The 15,295-nt window shown below is 69.2% G+C and carries 11 protein-coding genes; 8 read left to right on the top strand and 3 right to left on the bottom strand.

The window, feature by feature from the left end; all coding sequences use genetic code 11:
* Positions 1-128: 128 nt before the first annotated feature.
* Together NBX02_RS21100 and NBX02_RS21095 are read right to left on the bottom strand one after the other, a co-directional pair.
* Entirely contained in the window at positions 129-521 is a 393-nt protein-coding gene (locus NBX02_RS21100; protein WP_250286891.1) for an SCO5389 family protein, read from the bottom strand.
* Between the two features lie 253 nt (positions 522-774).
* Entirely contained in the window at positions 775-1,995 is a 1,221-nt protein-coding gene (locus tag NBX02_RS21095) for an ABC transporter substrate-binding protein (RefSeq protein WP_250286893.1), read from the bottom strand.
* Positions 1,996-2,075: 80 nt separating this feature from the next.
* Between NBX02_RS21095 and NBX02_RS21090 the strand changes: the two genes are divergently transcribed.
* The 3 genes from NBX02_RS21090 to NBX02_RS21080 are packed head-to-tail and all read left to right on the top strand — an operon-like array spanning position 2,076 to position 6,147.
* On the top strand, positions 2,076-4,034 hold the full coding sequence (locus NBX02_RS21090) for a branched-chain amino acid ABC transporter permease (protein WP_250286896.1): 1,959 nt from the start codon (positions 2,076-2,078) through the stop codon (positions 4,032-4,034).
* Positions 4,031-5,446 (top strand): ATP-binding cassette domain-containing protein, encoded by a 1,416-nt coding sequence (locus tag NBX02_RS21085; RefSeq protein ID WP_250286898.1) that lies wholly within the window; start codon positions 4,031-4,033, stop codon positions 5,444-5,446. Before NBX02_RS21090 ends, NBX02_RS21085 begins: the two co-directional genes overlap by 4 nt.
* A 29-nt stretch (positions 5,447-5,475) precedes the next feature.
* A complete protein-coding gene (locus NBX02_RS21080; RefSeq protein WP_250292682.1) occupies positions 5,476-6,147 on the top strand; it encodes a PIG-L family deacetylase in 672 nt (223 codons plus the stop codon).
* A gap of 897 nt (positions 6,148-7,044) precedes the next feature.
* Here the strand turns inward: NBX02_RS21080 and NBX02_RS21075 are convergent.
* Positions 7,045-8,448 (bottom strand): XRE family transcriptional regulator, encoded by a 1,404-nt coding sequence (locus tag NBX02_RS21075; RefSeq protein WP_250283026.1) that lies wholly within the window; start codon positions 8,446-8,448, stop codon positions 7,045-7,047.
* A gap of 558 nt (positions 8,449-9,006) precedes the next feature.
* Between NBX02_RS21075 and NBX02_RS21070 the strand changes: the two genes are divergently transcribed.
* The 5 genes from NBX02_RS21070 to NBX02_RS21050 all read left to right on the top strand — a co-directional run bounded on the left by NBX02_RS21070 (position 9,007) and on the right by NBX02_RS21050 (position 15,242).
* A complete protein-coding gene (locus NBX02_RS21070) occupies positions 9,007-9,312 on the top strand; it encodes a WhiB family transcriptional regulator (protein WP_250283032.1) in 306 nt (101 codons plus the stop codon).
* Positions 9,309-9,683: a hypothetical protein gene (locus NBX02_RS21065; RefSeq protein WP_250283024.1), complete on the top strand. Its 375-nt coding sequence runs from the start codon at positions 9,309-9,311 to the stop codon at positions 9,681-9,683. Before NBX02_RS21070 ends, NBX02_RS21065 begins: the two co-directional genes overlap by 4 nt.
* Before the next feature lie 750 nt (positions 9,684-10,433).
* Positions 10,434-11,708, top strand: a complete 1,275-nt coding sequence (locus tag NBX02_RS21060; RefSeq protein WP_250283023.1) for a GNAT family N-acetyltransferase — start codon at positions 10,434-10,436, stop codon at positions 11,706-11,708.
* Between the two features lie 562 nt (positions 11,709-12,270).
* Entirely contained in the window at positions 12,271-13,383 is a 1,113-nt protein-coding gene (locus tag NBX02_RS21055) for a PP2C family protein-serine/threonine phosphatase (RefSeq protein WP_250283021.1), read from the top strand.
* Positions 13,384-13,907: 524 nt separating this feature from the next.
* Complete coding sequence (locus tag NBX02_RS21050; protein WP_250283017.1) at positions 13,908-15,242, top strand: ATP-dependent 6-phosphofructokinase; 1,335 nt, start codon at positions 13,908-13,910, stop codon at positions 15,240-15,242.
* Positions 15,243-15,295 lie beyond the last annotated feature (53 nt).

The raw sequence follows: 15,295 nt of genomic DNA, 5'->3' as shown, positions 1-15,295 counted from the left end.
CCCGAGGGGGGACCCGGCCGGCCGGGGGCGCCGCGGGCGAGGCGAGCCCGCTGCCCGGGCCCGGTGGCGCGCCCGCGCACGGCGGTACGCCGGGCCCGTTGGCCAGCGGCGGGATCAGCGGTTGACGATCAGCAGTTGACGAACTCCGGCTGCTGGTTGAGTACCTGGCTCTCGTTGGAGATGAATCGTCGGTGCTGCTCCCCACCGACCGCCTCCGGCCGGAACGCGGCCAGGCGGTGACAGTTCTGGAAGGCGAGGGCCACGCCGAAGCGCTTCTCCAGCGCGGCCCGGATGGCGGTGCTCGCCATCGCCCGCAGCAGCTGCCCCTGCGCCGCGTCGTCCGGCGGTGGGACGAGGTTGTCCGCGAAGTCGCGATCGCTGCCGGGCAGCCTGCCCGCGAGCCGTTCGACGAGCTCGTAGGCGTACGGCAGCGAGTCGCGCACGCAGGCGAGGAAGGCGTCGTCCGGGACGTGGCCGCGTTCGGCCTGGGCGAGCAGGTCGGGGGAGACGGTCAGGGACACGGAACCTCCTGGGCGCTCGGGGTGGTTCATCCGAGCGGAACTGTCCCCGATCTGGAAACCGTTGTCAATACGGATTGCATCGAGGCGGTCGCGGGCTGGCCGTCCCGGCGCCCGTCTCGATGCCAGGATGCAGGGCCGTCGTGCGCGTGAGGGTGCCGCGCGGGCGCCGGGGATGCCGCGCGGGCGTCGGGGATGCCCGGCCCGCCGGCGCCGCCAGCGATCGGCGGTGCCGGCGGGCCGGTGAGCCTGACGATCATCCGATCAGTGACATGAGCCCGCGGCCGTCCACCCAGGTGCCGGTGGCGTCGACGAACCTTCCGTCCGACCACCGCAGGATGCGTACCGCCGTGTTGCAGACCGCCGGGAACGCCTTTATCAGGGTGCCGTCACAGGTGAACGGATGGGCCATCACGTTCGGATGGTCCCGGGCCGCCCTGAACGCGTCCCGCAGATCTCCGGAGGTCGTCTGTGTGATCTCGGCGAGCAGTGACCGTACCGCGAGAACGGTCGAGAAAGACGCCTGTGACAACGGCGAGCGCGATGCTTCCGGTACATTATCACGGAATGCTTTGGCATCCTTGTCATCACCGGTCGAGTCGAGCGGAAGATAGCTGGAGGCGAAGTTCATGTTACTGGTGGCCTGGCCGCCGGCACGTGCCACCGCGGCCGTCGCACAGGAGCCGACGAAGTATATCGGTGCTTTCACCTGAAGGCTGCCGGCGGCCTGGGCTATACGGGCACACGACTGGGCCGGGAAAACAACGACGATCGCGTCCGGGTTCCCGGACGCGACCTGGCTGACCGCCGGGGCGAAGTCCGCCGTGTCCACTTTCTCCGATACCAGCTGGATCTCCGAGACTCCTTTCTTCTGCAGGATGCTCCTGGATCCCTGAATGGCGGCGGTCAGCAGCCCGGGCAGGTCCGCGTACAGGGCGTGAACCTTTGTGACATGCCTGGTGGTGGTCAGGTACTCGGTGATCCCGAGCAGTTCCGTGAGCGTGCCACCGGTCAGCGAGAAGGAGTTGGGCGAGCTCAGCTCCCCGCTCAGCTGGGGTGATCCGCTGACATAGGGAATGCCGGCCTGCTGGTAGAGCGACATGGCCGCCTCGGTGCTCAGATCCACCCCGCCGACCACGGCCACGGGGCCCGCGGCTATGAGCCGGTTGGCACAGTCCTGGGACGACTCCGGTGAGCCATTTGTTGCACAGGGGACGAGTTCGAGCGGCCGGCCGTGAACCCCGCCAAGCACGGCGTTGGCGTAGGCGACGGCCCTCTCGGCAGCTATTCGTGTCTCGGGAAACGACCCGAGCGGGGTGTTCTCCATGGAGACGAAGCCGATCTTGACAGGTGGCCCGTTCAGGTGGTTTGCGGCCTGACCTGGGCTGTTGGAGCCGCTGCCGCGCTGGCTGGTGCACCCGGCGAGGACGGCCAACGTGACTGCGGCTGCTGCGACGACACGGCGGGACAGCGTCATATTGCCAGAAGTTACACTGCCTTAGCCCACAAGGCACCGTGTTGGTCCGCAACGGGCTGCCCTGTCGATTGGAGAGCGCTGTGTCCACGTATGTCGCGGCACTGATCCTGGGTCTGGGCGCGGGCGCGGTGTATGCGGCGCTGGGGCTTGGGCTGGTGCTGATACACCGCGCCTCGGGGGTGGTCAATGTCGCGCACGCCGCGTTCGCAATGTACGCCACCTACCAGTATGCGGAACTGCGGGACGTGGGGGACATCGTCCTGCCCGTCGTGGGTCTTCCGCCCCGTATTCATCTGACCGACCGCCCCACCTTCGCGCTGGCGTTGGCCGTGTCGCTGGCCATGGCCGCGCTCCTCGGCCTGCTTGTGTACTTTCTCATATTCAGGCCGCTCCGGCACGCCCCGCCAGCCCTGTCCCTGGTCGCCTCGGTCGGCCTCATGATCGCCCTCCAGGCGCTGGCGGTACTGCAGTTCGGGTCGGACAACAGGTTCATCGATTCCGTACTTCCGCAGAAATCTTTCTCCGCGTTCGGAGTGGCCCTTCCGGTCGACCGTCCGCTGCTCGCGGTACTGGTCACGGGCATTGGCATGATCATGTGGGCGGTGTCCCGCTGGACGCTGTTCGGGCTCGCCACCAAGGCGGTCGCCGAATCCGACGAGGCGGTGGAACAGTTCGGTTACCGCCCGGAGGCGGTCGCCGCGGTGAGCTGGGTCGTGGCGTCCGTACTCGGCGCGCTCGCCGGGATACTCGTCGCCCCGATCAGCGTGTTGAGCCCGTCCACCTACACTCTTTTCATTGTTCCCGCGCTCGCGGCGGCGCTGCTCGGTGGGCTGTCGTCGTTCGGCGCCACCATTGTCGGCGCGCTGCTGCTCGGCATGCTCCAGTCGGTTCTCCTGCCTCTGCAGCACGACGTCCCATGGCTCAACCAGCCCGGTCTGCGGACGCTGTTCCCGTTGCTCGTCCTCATCGTCGTCGCGGTCACCCGCGGCCAGCTCATACCCGGGCGGGCCAGGGCCGTGGCAGCGGTCGCGCGGCTGCCGCGCGCGGAGCCGACCGGACGTCCGTTGCGCGATCTCGCCGTCCTCGTGCCGGCCGGAACGCTCACGCTGCTCGTTCTCAGCGGCCCCTACCGGCTGGGCCTGGAACGCAGCCTGGCTGCCGCCGTGGTGTGCCTGTCCTTCGTCGTGCTGACCGGGTTCGCCGGCCAGCTCTCCCTCGCGCAGATGTCGCTGGCCGGGGTGGCCGGGTTCCTGCTGGCCCGGCTGCAGGGCGGTCTGGGCGTGCCGTTCCCGCTCGCGCCGCTGCTCGCCACCGCGGCGGCCACCGTCGCGGGCCTGGTGCTCGGGGCGTTGTCGCGGCGGATCCGAGGGGTCGATCTGGCCATCGTCACGCTCACCGCCGGGGTCGCCTTCCAGGAGATCGTTTTTGTGAACCCGTTGATTACCGGTGGGCTTGCCGGCTCGGTCGTCCCGCCGCCGGAGCTCTTCGGCCTCGACCTCGGGGTGGCCGGGAAGGGCTTCCCACGGCTGGGGTACGGGCTGCTCTGCCTTGGCGTGTTCGCGCTGTGCGGCTTCGGGGTGGCCCGGCTGCGCGGGTCCACGTCGGGCCTGCGCATGCTCGCGGTCCGCTCCAACGAGCGGGCGGCATCGGCCATGGGCGTCGACGCCGCCCGGACCAAGCTGCTCGCGTCCGCCGTCTCCGCCGGGATCGCCGGTCTCGGCGGATGCCTCATCGGTTACGGCCAGGGCAGGCTGTCGTTCGACTCCTTCGGGGTGTTCGCGTCCCTGTTCTTCCTGGCGATCGCGTCGGTCGGCGGGGTGATGAGCGTGCGCGGGGCGATGCTGGGCGGCCTGCTGGCCCCCGGCGGTGTGGTGTTCACGGTGCTGGACAACTTCGGCCATCTCGCGCGCTACCAGTCGTTGCTGTGCGGTGTCGCCCTGGTCGTCCTGGTGGTGGTGCGTCCGGAAGGGCTTGCCTACGATCCACGACAATCGAAGCCGGCCCGGCGGCTGGCCCGACATGCCGAGGTGGCCCGGTGACCATACGTCTGGACGTCGACGGGCTGTGCGTCCGCTACGGGAAGGTCGAGGTCGTCCACGACGTGTCGTTCGCGCTGCGTGCTGGTCGGGTGACCGGCCTCATCGGGCCGAACGGCGCCGGGAAGACCACCCTGATAGACGCGATCACGGGATTCACCCCGTCCAGCGCCGGCCGGATCATCCTGGACGGGACGGTGCTGAACACACTGCCACCGCACGAACGGTTCCGCCGGGGCCTGGCCCGCACCTTCCAGTCCCTGGAACTGTTCGAGGATCTCTCCGTCGCCGAGAACCTGGCGGTCGCCGGGCCGGAACCCGCCTGGACGCTGGAGCTGGGCGCGGTCGCGGAGCAACTGCCGGCCATGCTCAACCACGACGAACGGCTCGCCGTCGGCCTCGGCCGGGCGCTGGCCGCGGGTGGCCAGGTGCTGCTGGTGGACGAGCCGGCGGCCGGCCTGGACTCGGCCGCCCGATCCGTCCTCACCGGCCGGATACGACGGCTGGCCGAACGTGGCTGCGCGATCCTGCTCGTCGACCATGACATCAAACTGGTCTTCGAGGCCTGCGACGACGTCGTGGTGCTCAGCGGCGGCCGGATGGTCGCGCACGGCCCGCCGGCGGAGATCCGCGAGCGCGCCGAGGTCCGTGAGATCTACCTCGGCGCTCCGCCGGCCAGCACGGTACGGCTGCCCACGCAGGCCCGGCCGGAGCGGGCACTTCTCGTCGAGAAGGTCGTCAGCGGGTACGCGGGTGTTCCCGTGCTGCACGACCTTTCGCTTGAGGTCCGGGCCGGCGAGGTCGTCGCCCTGCTGGGGCCCAACGGCGGTGGCAAGACGACCCTGGTCCGCACGGTGACCGGGACGATCGCGCCGTTGGGCGGCCGGATAACCGTGCTCGGGCAGCCGGTGCGGCGGGCGCACCCGGCCAGGCTCGCCCGCCGCGGCCTGGCGGTGGTGCCGCAGGGCGGCACGCCGCTGCGCGGCCTGACGGTCCGCCAGATCCTGCGGCTGGCTGTCGGCCGCCGGCCCGGTGACCAGATCGAGAAGACGCTGGAGAGCTTCCCCACCCTGCGCCCCCTGCTCGACCGTGGCAGCGGCGAGCTCTCCGGGGGCGAACGGCAGCAGCTCGCGCTGGCCAGCGCCGTCGCCCGCCGGCCGCGGCTGCTGCTGGTCGACGAGTTCTCCGCCGGCCTGGCGACCGATCTCGCGCTCAGCCTGCTGGCCGTCCTGCGCCGGCTGGCGGACGAGCACGGCACCGGCATTCTGCTGATCGAGCAGCATGTGTCGCTCGCCCTCGCCGCGGCGGACCGCGGGTACATCCTCGACCGGGGCCGGATAGCCTTCAGCGACACCGCGGCGGCTCTCGCCGCCGATCCCGACCTGATCAATGGAAGCTATTTCGGGATGGGTTAGGGCGTGGGTGGACGTGAACGGACAGCGGCATGAATGACCACGATCCGGCGGCTGGGACGGCCACGCCGGCCGGGACGGCCGGGACGGCCCGTCCGGGCAGCGTGCTCGCGGTGATGGCCCATCCCGACGACGCGGAGCTGTGGGCCGGCGGCACCCTTGCCCTGCACGCCCGGGCGGCCGAGGTCACCGTCGCCGTCCCGCGCAACACCGCCGACCGGATGGCCGAGGCCGCCGCGGGAGCGCGCATTCTCGGCGCGTGCCTGCGCGTCCTCGACCCCGAACGGCTCGCCGTCGAGCTCCAGGAGCTGTTGGTCGAGCTCTCTCCCGAGATAGTGGTGACCCATCCGCCGGCCGACGTCCACCCGCGCCACCGGCGGGTCGCGGCGGCCGTGCTCGAGGCCCTGCCGCGGGCGGTGCTCGCCACCGGCTGCCCGCGCCGGCTCTACACCTGCGACAGCTACAACTCCCTGACCATGGACGGCCCGGTGCGGGCCACCACGATCGTCGATGTCACGGCCACCTTCGACGTCAAGCTCCGGGCACTGCGTGCGCACGGTGGCACCCAGCCGATCAGCGAGGAGTTCGCTCCCATGGCCGAGAACCTCGGCCGGCTGTGGGGCGCTCGGATCGGGGCCGCCTACGCCGAGGGCTTCGTGGCCCTGCCTGTCCTGGGGCGGCTGCCCGGTGTGACCCGTCTCTGACGGCTTGCTGACGCCGGAAAAATCGATCTTGTTTGATAGATCTTCCGTTTGGCTGATCTCCGCCGGCGCGAGCCGGTATTCGGGCGATCAGTACCCACTGGGCCCGGTCCGAGGGCGGGGCTGAATCGATCATGTTTCTTCCGTGATGGGCCCACGGGGCCGGCTGCCTGGCTGGGCCGGTGGCGGGGAGCGCGTGAATACCGGCGTGGGCGGAATACCCACCGCATACCCACCGCACGCCGGTCGTCCGGCCGGGTGGACAAACCCGGGCGGTCCGCCCGGGCGTGACCTGGCTATCAGTTTCCCGGCCCGGTGGCCGGGCAGAAAGGCCCTGAAGATCCGGATTCTTCTGCCGCTGTCTTACCGGCTGCCCTGTTCGTGGCGTGGTCCAGATGTGCCCCGCGGGTGGGCATTTGGCGGGACACTTCGGGTATATTTAACTCTCCGTAATCGTCATTACTGTAAGGATTGGATTCGTCGCCCACAGGAGTCGCCGATGAAGATCGTATATGTGATCCTCGTGTGTTCTCCGAAAGATTGGATCTTGAAAATTTGGCCTGGGTTGGGCTAGGTTGATCTATTGATGTGACGAGTATCACAGTGTTGACAATGACCTTGAAGATCATTTAATTGTGCCGAATCGGTCTTTCAGGGCAAAAGGGAAAGAGGCAGCCGGGACGGTGGTGTCGTCCCGACTGCCTCCGAGGCCCTCGGTGCCCTGTCCGGCGCCGGAACGTAGAGCCGGTTCCTGTCACGGAAACCGAATATGATGTCGCCTTCAGTAATCAGGCGGTCCGGGTCCGCCGGCTCCGTCCGGCCGGCGGAGCCGGTCCGAACCGGAGCCTCCGACCTGGAAGGATCATGGCTGTGTGGCCTGTGGAGCTGCCCGCGGGCCGGTCAGGCTGAGCCGACAGCGGTCAGCGCGACGCGGGCGTGATCCGTGAGATCGGCGGCTCCGGGGTATCCGGTAAGTTCGATCTCACGGCACAGCGTCGCCACATCTCTGCCGGCCATACCGGAGTCGAGAAGGGCCGCCTGTTCGACGGCCTGGTGCCCGAGCTGAACCGCTGCTTCGGCATCTCCGGCCCGCACGTGCGCGACACCCAACCTGGTCATGGCTTCCACCCGGGCGCGCGGGAAATCACCGGCCAGGCCCTCGGCTGCGGCATCCAGGTAGGGAATCGCGGCGGCCCCGTCGCCACTGGACAACAACGCCTCACCGGCGAACAGTGAAATACAGGGCGGCACGCACCAGTAAATATGCGGCGGATCCTCTGCCGGCTGAGACTGATTGATGAGATGAACCGCGTCCTCGGCAGTTCTTGCGGCCGAGGCGCTTTCACCCGCCCGGCCGTACGCGAGAGCGAGCGCGCCGGAGATGGCTGCTTTCTCGGTGGCGGTCATCGCGGTGCGGGCGCCGGCCTGGGCCGAGCGGAGCATGGTGATGGCGTCGTTCGGGTCGCCGTACCAGGACGCCTGCTCGGCCATGCAGCGCAGGATGTTGGCCCCCAGCGCCGGCTGCCCGGCCTCCCCAGCGGCCCGTAGCGCCACCATCCACAGGCGCTGGGCGCCCCCGTGGTAGCCGCTGTCGAACGCGGCCCAGCCCGCCAGCCGGGCGAGCTCCGCGGCGACGGCGTACAGCCGCGCCTCGTGGGCGTGGCCGTACAGCGCGGTCCGCAGGACGCGCACGGCGACCCGCAGCTCCGCCATGGACAGCTCGTATATGTCATCTCCTCCGAGAACGTCATCCATTCGGCGAAGCGTTTCGACCCGCCGCTCGAAGCCGGCGACGAGCGAGTCGCTCACACGCTTTCCCTCGAGTGTCGCGGCGAGCCCGGCTGAATCGGTCATGAGCCAGTGGTGCGCGACCGATGTCAGTGCCACGCCGGACACACTCAGAAACTTCCGCCTTTCCATGTTGGCGGTCACCTCCTCGAACCCGACGTTCAATCCGTCAGGTCTCCACAGAAGGTCGAGATCGGCGTCTGCCCATCGAGCCTCCCCATCGTCAACTGAATTGGCCAGGAGTGCCAGGGCCCCGCTTTCGGGCCCGGTGTAGTCGCACGCCCAGCCTAGGGCAACGACATTCGTGCAGTAATAGCGAGCAAGGAGATCACAGTGTTCCCAGCTTGGGCGCTTGCCGCCCTCGTACTCCGAGAGGCGCTGTGCGGTCAACGCATCCCACGGTCTACCGATGTCCTCGGCGAGACTCTTGATCTCTTCCGCTGCCCGCGCCAGAGACAGGCCGCGGATCTGGCGTGCATGCTGCAACGGACCGATGGTAACCCTTCGAGGAGGCATCTGACCTTCTCCCATTTGGCCGTCATGTCAAGGCATGTACTCGGAACGTAGCCAACCCCCCCACCGGAGTCTAAGGACCCGCGGTCATCTGTGGTGAGTCGTTGTTCCTGGTTGGCCCGCGGGGGAGCACCTTGATTTTTCCCGGATTCCGCCCCCGCGGGTATTCGTCGGCCCCGTATGCGGCCCCGGCCGGAACCCCGCCACGGTGGGACTCGGGCACACGCGGAGTATCCGGACGGTGATCGTGCGGATCCGTGAACTGGCCGGTAGCTGTACCACCGGGCCCTGAATTCCACCATCCCGAACGAATCAGGAGCGCCGGCTGTTGTCCTCCAGGCCTTATTTCCGGGTTCCGCGGGCCTCCGTGGGTACTATTCCCGGATCTCGCGTTCGGAAACATTGTGAGTAGACAGCAACATGGGCCGGCCATACGCTTCTGCTCGATTTAGTCTTCATCTCGACGCGACCACAGGACGGTGTCGTATGGGTAGCAGAGTTCTTGTGCTGGACGCCGACGGCGAGTTGCGCGGCCAGTTCGAGGACGTGAACTCCGCATACATGTGGAGCCGGGTCCAAGCGCAGGAGCCGCAGTCCGCGGAGGATTTGGAAGTCTGGCGCCAGCGCAGCGCCTGCCGGGACGAGGACCCGGAGCTGTTCTTCCCCGTCGGTACCACCGGGCCGGCCCTGCGGCAGCTGGAGGAGGCCAAGGCCGTCTGCCGCCGCTGTCTGGTGATCCGGGAATGCCTCAACTGGGCGCTTGGCACCGGGCAGGACGCGGGGGTGTGGGGCGGCCTGGACGAGGACGAGCGCCGTGCGCTGCGCCGCCAGCTGGTCAACCCGCCGGCGCCACGGGTACCACGGTGAGCACGCCGACGTTGCAGCGCATCGCAGCCCCGGTGCCGATGGCCGCCGCGATGGCCGCGGCGATGGCCGACTGGCAGCACACCGCGGCCCGGCTATGGATAGCCGCACGTGAATATGCCGAGGCTGTGACCTCGGAAAGCGATGTCATGACGTCGCTCGCCCGGTTGATCGCCGACGGCGCGCCGGACGAGGAGATCGACCAGGCCCGTGCCCTGCTCACGCATCTGAGGGCTGTGCGCGCCGCCGTCGGCCGGCGGCTGGGCCTGACCGAACTGTCGGACGAGCTGGCTCGGGCCGGCCGGGAGCTGCTGTCCGCCGCCCCGTCGGCGGGGGAGTGCGCGATCCCACGGCCTCGGCGGGGCGCGGTCTGATGATCCGACTCGCAGGGGCGGCGACAATGATCGTCGACCGTCCTCGAGGCGCGGGCCGCGGCCCGCGGGGAACGGTCCGCCGCGGTCCCGGCGTACCGGGACGCCCACCCCGTGGCGGGAACGCCGGCGGGTTTACCGGAAATGCGGGAACTGTTACCGCGACGAAATATTCACTGCTCGTCCGGGCTGGTTGCGGCCGCCCCTTCCGGGCCGGCGCGAATCCGACCGGGAATCGTAACGACATAACGCCACGTGGATCTCCGTGCCGCACGCCGGCCACCTCGGCCGCGACCCGGTGGAGAAGGGCGGGCGCCCACCGCCCGCCGGTTGCGCCCGGCCGGTTCGGGGCCGGCTCGCGCGGCCGGTGACCATGTGGTGAAAAAAGCTCCCCAGGTGACCGCCGACAATGGCCGTGGCCCCTGGGTGAGACCCCGGCGCGGGTCATCTGGCGCTCCCCTCCGCGGATGGATGACCCGCGCCGGCCGGTACAGCCGACCAACTCACCAGATCGGATACCACTGTTTTCCCGCTCCGCCCGTGACCCCGGAGGAGAACATGGCGGGGTGGTGATCCGACTCCTTCGGAGCGCCCGCGGGCAGGATGTCACGAAATGACACTCCTGCCCGCGGGCGCTCCTCATCCTGCGTTGCGGGATTCTTGCCGCCGCCGCGAGTGCCGCCCGAGTGTGAACGACGCGACAGGTAATCCAACCTACTTGCGCACGAGTGACACGAGTGAAGGGAGCCGGCTGTGACGAACTGGCACGTGCGGTCCTACGACACCAACGATCACACTGCGACGGTCCATTTGCTTGAGGAGGTCAGAGCCGACGCGGAAGGACCGTCCTTTGACCTGACCGACACGATTCTCGCGCTGCGGGAGGGCACCCCCGCGGTCGTTGCCGTCACACCTGACCAGTTCGTGGGCGTCGCGGTCGCGAAATACGAGCGCGGGCACGCCCAGGTGGTCGCGCTGGCGATTTCGCCGGCCTGGCGCTACCGGGGGATCGGATCCGCCCTCCTCCAGGCGCTGGAGAACCAGCTGCTGCACGCCGGGCACCGCCGCATCACGACACTGCTCGCGCCGGGGCAGTTCGGTGAGCTGGCCTTCCGTAACCGGGGATTCGCCAAGACCGGACTCACGCTCTACGAGAAGTACGAACCGCTGCGTCCGGCGGACGTCACGACCGTGGAACGCTGGGGCGGCACCCTGCTGACCGCGGCCGAGTGGCATGGGCTGGCCGGTATGGCCGACGGCAAGAGGCTGGTGGAACAACGCCTGCTGCTGCCCATCAAGGAAAACGAACTGGCCGAGACGTACGGGGTCGTCACCCCGACGGCCATGCTCCTGTTCGGGCCACCGGGCACCGGTAAGACATCGTTCGCCCGGGCGGTGGCGGCACGTCTGGAGTGGCCGTTCGTGGAGCTGCTGCCGTCCCGGCTGGTCGCGGCGGGCGACGGCAACCTCGCCGCGGAGCTGCGCACGGCCATCACCGAGCTCATGCAGGTCGAACGGGTGGTGGTCTTCATCGACGAGGTCGACGAGATCGCCCAGTCCCGGGACGCGGTGGGGCCGGAGAGCCAGTCCGTGGTCAACGAGCTGCTGAAGGCGATCCCCCAGTTCCGCAACACCCCGGGGCGGCTGCTGATCTGCGCGACGAACTCGATCGCGGCGCTCGACCCGGCGTTCGTCCGCCCGGGCCGCTTCGACCTCATCCTCCCGGTCGGGCCGCCGGACGCGCCCGGACGCCGCCTGCTGCTCGACCGCTTCCTCGAACGGATCGACAACAAGCAGGTCGACATCGAACCGGTGGTCGCGGCGACGGAGCTGTTCACACCGGCCGATCTCGCGTCCATGGTCCAGCGGGCGGTGGCGGCGGCCTTCCTCCGCGCGGTCGACGAAGGGGAGCGGCTGCCGGTGAGCACCGAGGACCTGCTCGCCGCGGCCCGCTCGTCACGGCCCACCATAAGCGCGGAGGAGCTCGAGCGCTTCCGCGCCGACGCAAAGATCTTTGCTCGTAGCTGAAGCAGTGTCTGCCTCCACACCGTGTTCCCCCCGCTGACGGTCTGCCCAGGCCGGAGAGCACCCGAGGGAAACCATGGTCGCGTGCTCTCCGGTCGACTGTTGCCGATCTTTCTTTGAGGTCCTCTCCGGTGGCAGACGTGGGTGTGCCCGCCTCGCTGGCCGCCCGGCCGTCGGCCCTATGCGGATCGGGAAGCCGCGACGATCCGCGGGGCGGCGGCCGGCGCAGGCCCGGCTCCGTTGTCGGTGGCGGGCCGGTATCGGCCACCTGTCGGGTTCACATCATTCGTCTGCATTGCCACCGATGGTGCACAGTTGATGTTCCCGTGTCTACTGCGGCCCAGCAGTGTTGTGTTGGGCATGTCTTGTTGGCGACTGCAACCTGTAGCGCAAGCGTCGATGATCTCCTGTGCATGGCTGGATCATGGTGGTGTCGCCGCTCGCCCGGCGGTGGGCGGCGGGGTGCGGCCCGGCCCGCGTCCCTGCCGCGTGGCGCGGCTGGCCCGTGGCCGTATCGTGGTGATCGGCGTTTCCTTGTTCGTTGGTTGTGGTCATGATGGGGACAATGCGGACAGTGCGGACAGACGGAAACGCGGTCACGGCGACCGACAGCGGCCCGTTGGGCCCGTTGGGCCTGCTGGTCGTGCTGGTCGTCGCCGACATCGTCGTCCCGCGGATCAACCTCACCGGCTTCTACGGGCTGGTGCCGCTGCTCGCCTCGGCCACCGGGGCGCCGGTCGTCACCGTGATCGTGGGGCTTGCCGCGGTGGCCGCGGGCGTGGTGTCAGGAGTCTGGGAGGACTTCGGTAGCGGGCAGCACGTCACATCCTGTGTCCTGGTCGCCATCCAGGCCGGTGTCGCCGGCTACGTCGCGGTGACGCGGCTGCGCAGGGAGAAGGAACTGGGACGCGTCCGCGCCGTGGCCGACGTGGCCCAGCGGGCGCTGCTGCCGGCCGTCCCAGGGGCGGTTGACGGGATCGCGTTCGCCGCCCGCTACCTCTCCGCGGCGGCCGAGACCCTTGTCGGCGGCGACCTGTACGAGGTGGTGACGACGCCCACCGGCACCCGGATGATCATCGGGGACGTGAAGGGCAAGGGGCTGCCGGCGGTCCGGCTGACCACGGTCGTCCTCGGCGCGTTCCGGGAGGCCGCCGTCGTCTACCCGGAGATCGAACGGGTCGCCGAGGCCTGCGCCCGGGCGGTCTGCCGGGAGGCGGGGCCCGAGGACTTCGTCACCGTCCTGATCGTCGACGTCCATCCGGACGGGATGCTGCGAATGATCTCGGCGGGGCACCCGCCGCCCGTGCTCCTGTCCGGGGGCTCCGCCCGCCCGGTACAGATCATCGAGCCCAGCCCTCCGCTCGGTATCGCCGAGCACTTCACGGTGACCACCAGCAGGTGGGATTCTGGTGACCGGCTGCTGCTGTTCACCGACGGCCTGATCGAGGCGCGCAACAGCGACCGGGCCTTCTTCCGCCTGGACGACCACCTTGCCGCGCTTGCGGCCGTCACCCTCGACGCCGCGCTGGACCGGCTCGTCTCCCACGTGCACGGCCATGTCGGCGGCAACCTGCACGACGACCTCGCCCTGCTCATCGCCGAACGGCTGCCCGTGCTGACGGCCCGGCCGGTCGAACGTGCCGGAACCCCGCACGACCGGACCGCCGGACTGGTGTAGGCGGGTACGGGCGGGCGTGCTCCGCGCTGGCGGCGGCCCCGGGGCCCCGGCCGGCCCAGGTCGTCCACTTACACGCCCTCCGTCTTTTTTGTCACTTCCTGTTTCGCGCGTCGTTAGTCATCTCACTCCTGGCTCGTGCGGGCACCGTTGCCGGGACGGCCCGGCTGTGGGCCGGCGCTGACCGCGACCTGCTGCCAGGCCGCCGCCCAGCCGCCAGCGGCCGCCGGCAGCCGGCCCGGGTACCGTTCCCACGTGTATCCACCCGGTAAAGGACGGGTTTCATCCGCCGTCCGTTGTTACGTGGTTTGTGGTCTCCCGTATCGGCATCGGGAGCTCGGCCGGTACGCTTTGACGCGAGTGGGCGAGAAAGGAGATCTGACGGTCGTGGTGCGTCTCACTCGAGAATATCTGCTTTGTGTCGGAAATTCGGCTGGTGCGGCGGCTGGTCTGCCGGCCGGCCGGCTGCCGGCAGACCAGCCGCCACCCGGGGGCCCGCTCCCGGGGTCGCCGAGGGCGTGTTACTGATGGACGATGTCCCGGATGCTTCGGTCAGGGTGCTGGGGCCCTGCCGGATCGAGTCGCCGCTGGCGCCGCTGATCGACAACAAGCGGACGACCCAGCACTACGTCGACGAGGACGACCGCGTACTGCTCGACGACACGCTGTCGATGGTTTCCCGGCGCAACGTGTCACTGGACGACCTGCCCGGCTTCGAGCCGGCCGGGGCGCGACGGAAGATCTTTTTTGACCCGTCGAAGACTCGGGTCGGAATCGTGACCTGCGGGGGGCTCTGTCCCGGCCTCAACGACGTCATCCGAGGCCTGGTCCTGGAACTGACCTCCCACTACGGCGTCACCCGGATCTTCGGTTTCCGCAACGGCTACCAGGGGTTCATCGCCCGGTACGCCCACAGCGTGCTGGACCTGACCCCGGAGCTTGTCAGCACCATCAACGAGAACGGCGGAACGATCCTCGGCACGTCCCGGGGCCAGCAGGACCCGGAGGAGATCGTCGACTGCCTGGAGCGGATGAGCATCACCATCCTGTTCGTGGTCGGCGGCGACGGCTCGCTGCGTGGCGCGCTCGAGATCGGCCGGGTCGCCCGCGAGCGCGGGGACAAGATTGCCGTTGTCGGCGTGCCGAAGACGATTGACAACGACGTGCCGTACATCGACCAGAGTTTCGGTTTTCAGACCGCCTTCTCGAAGGCGTCGGAATCGATCCGGGCGGCGCACGTCGAGGCGACGTCGTCGCCCAACGGTATCGGGGTCGTCAAACTCATGGGCCGGCACTCGGGTTTTCTGGCATGTTACGCGTCCCTGGCGAACAGCGACGCGGACGTCGTGCTCGTCCCCGAGGTGCCCTTCAGGTTCGAGGGCGAGGGCGGTCTCCTGCGTTTCCTGCACAGGCGCGTCGAGGAGCGGGGGCACGCGGTCGTCGTCGTCGCGGAAGGCGCCGGCCAGGACCTCCTCGCCCAGGAGGAGCCCCACACGCCCCAGGGCAGCGACGCCTCGGGCAACGTGAAGCTGCGGGACGTGGGCAAGTTCCTCACCCGGCGGATCACGGACCACTTCAGCGCCGCGAAGACGGAGGTCAACCTCAAGTACATCGACCCGAGCTATGTGATCCGCGGCGTGCCGGCCAACCCCTATGACAGTGTGTACTGCATCCGGCTCTCGCATGCCGCGGTGCACGCGGCGATGTCCGGCCGCACCGAAGTGATCGTCGGGCGGTGGCGCCGCCGGTTCGTGCACGTCCCGATCACGATGGCCATCAGCCACCGCAGCCAGGTCGATCCGGCCGGTGACCTCTGGCTGTCGGTTCTGGAGGCGACCGGCCAGCCGGTCCGGTTCTGCTGACCGGCGGCAACCGGCCCGTCCTAAGATGGCTCCGGACGAGAATCCGCCACCCG

Source organism: Protofrankia sp. CiP1_Cm_nod1 (assembly GCF_920888515.1).
Lineage (GTDB): Bacteria > Actinomycetota > Actinomycetes > Frankiales > Frankiaceae > Protofrankia.
The sequence above is the reverse complement of the archived record's forward strand: the minus strand, read 5'-3'. Positions and strand labels throughout refer to the sequence as shown.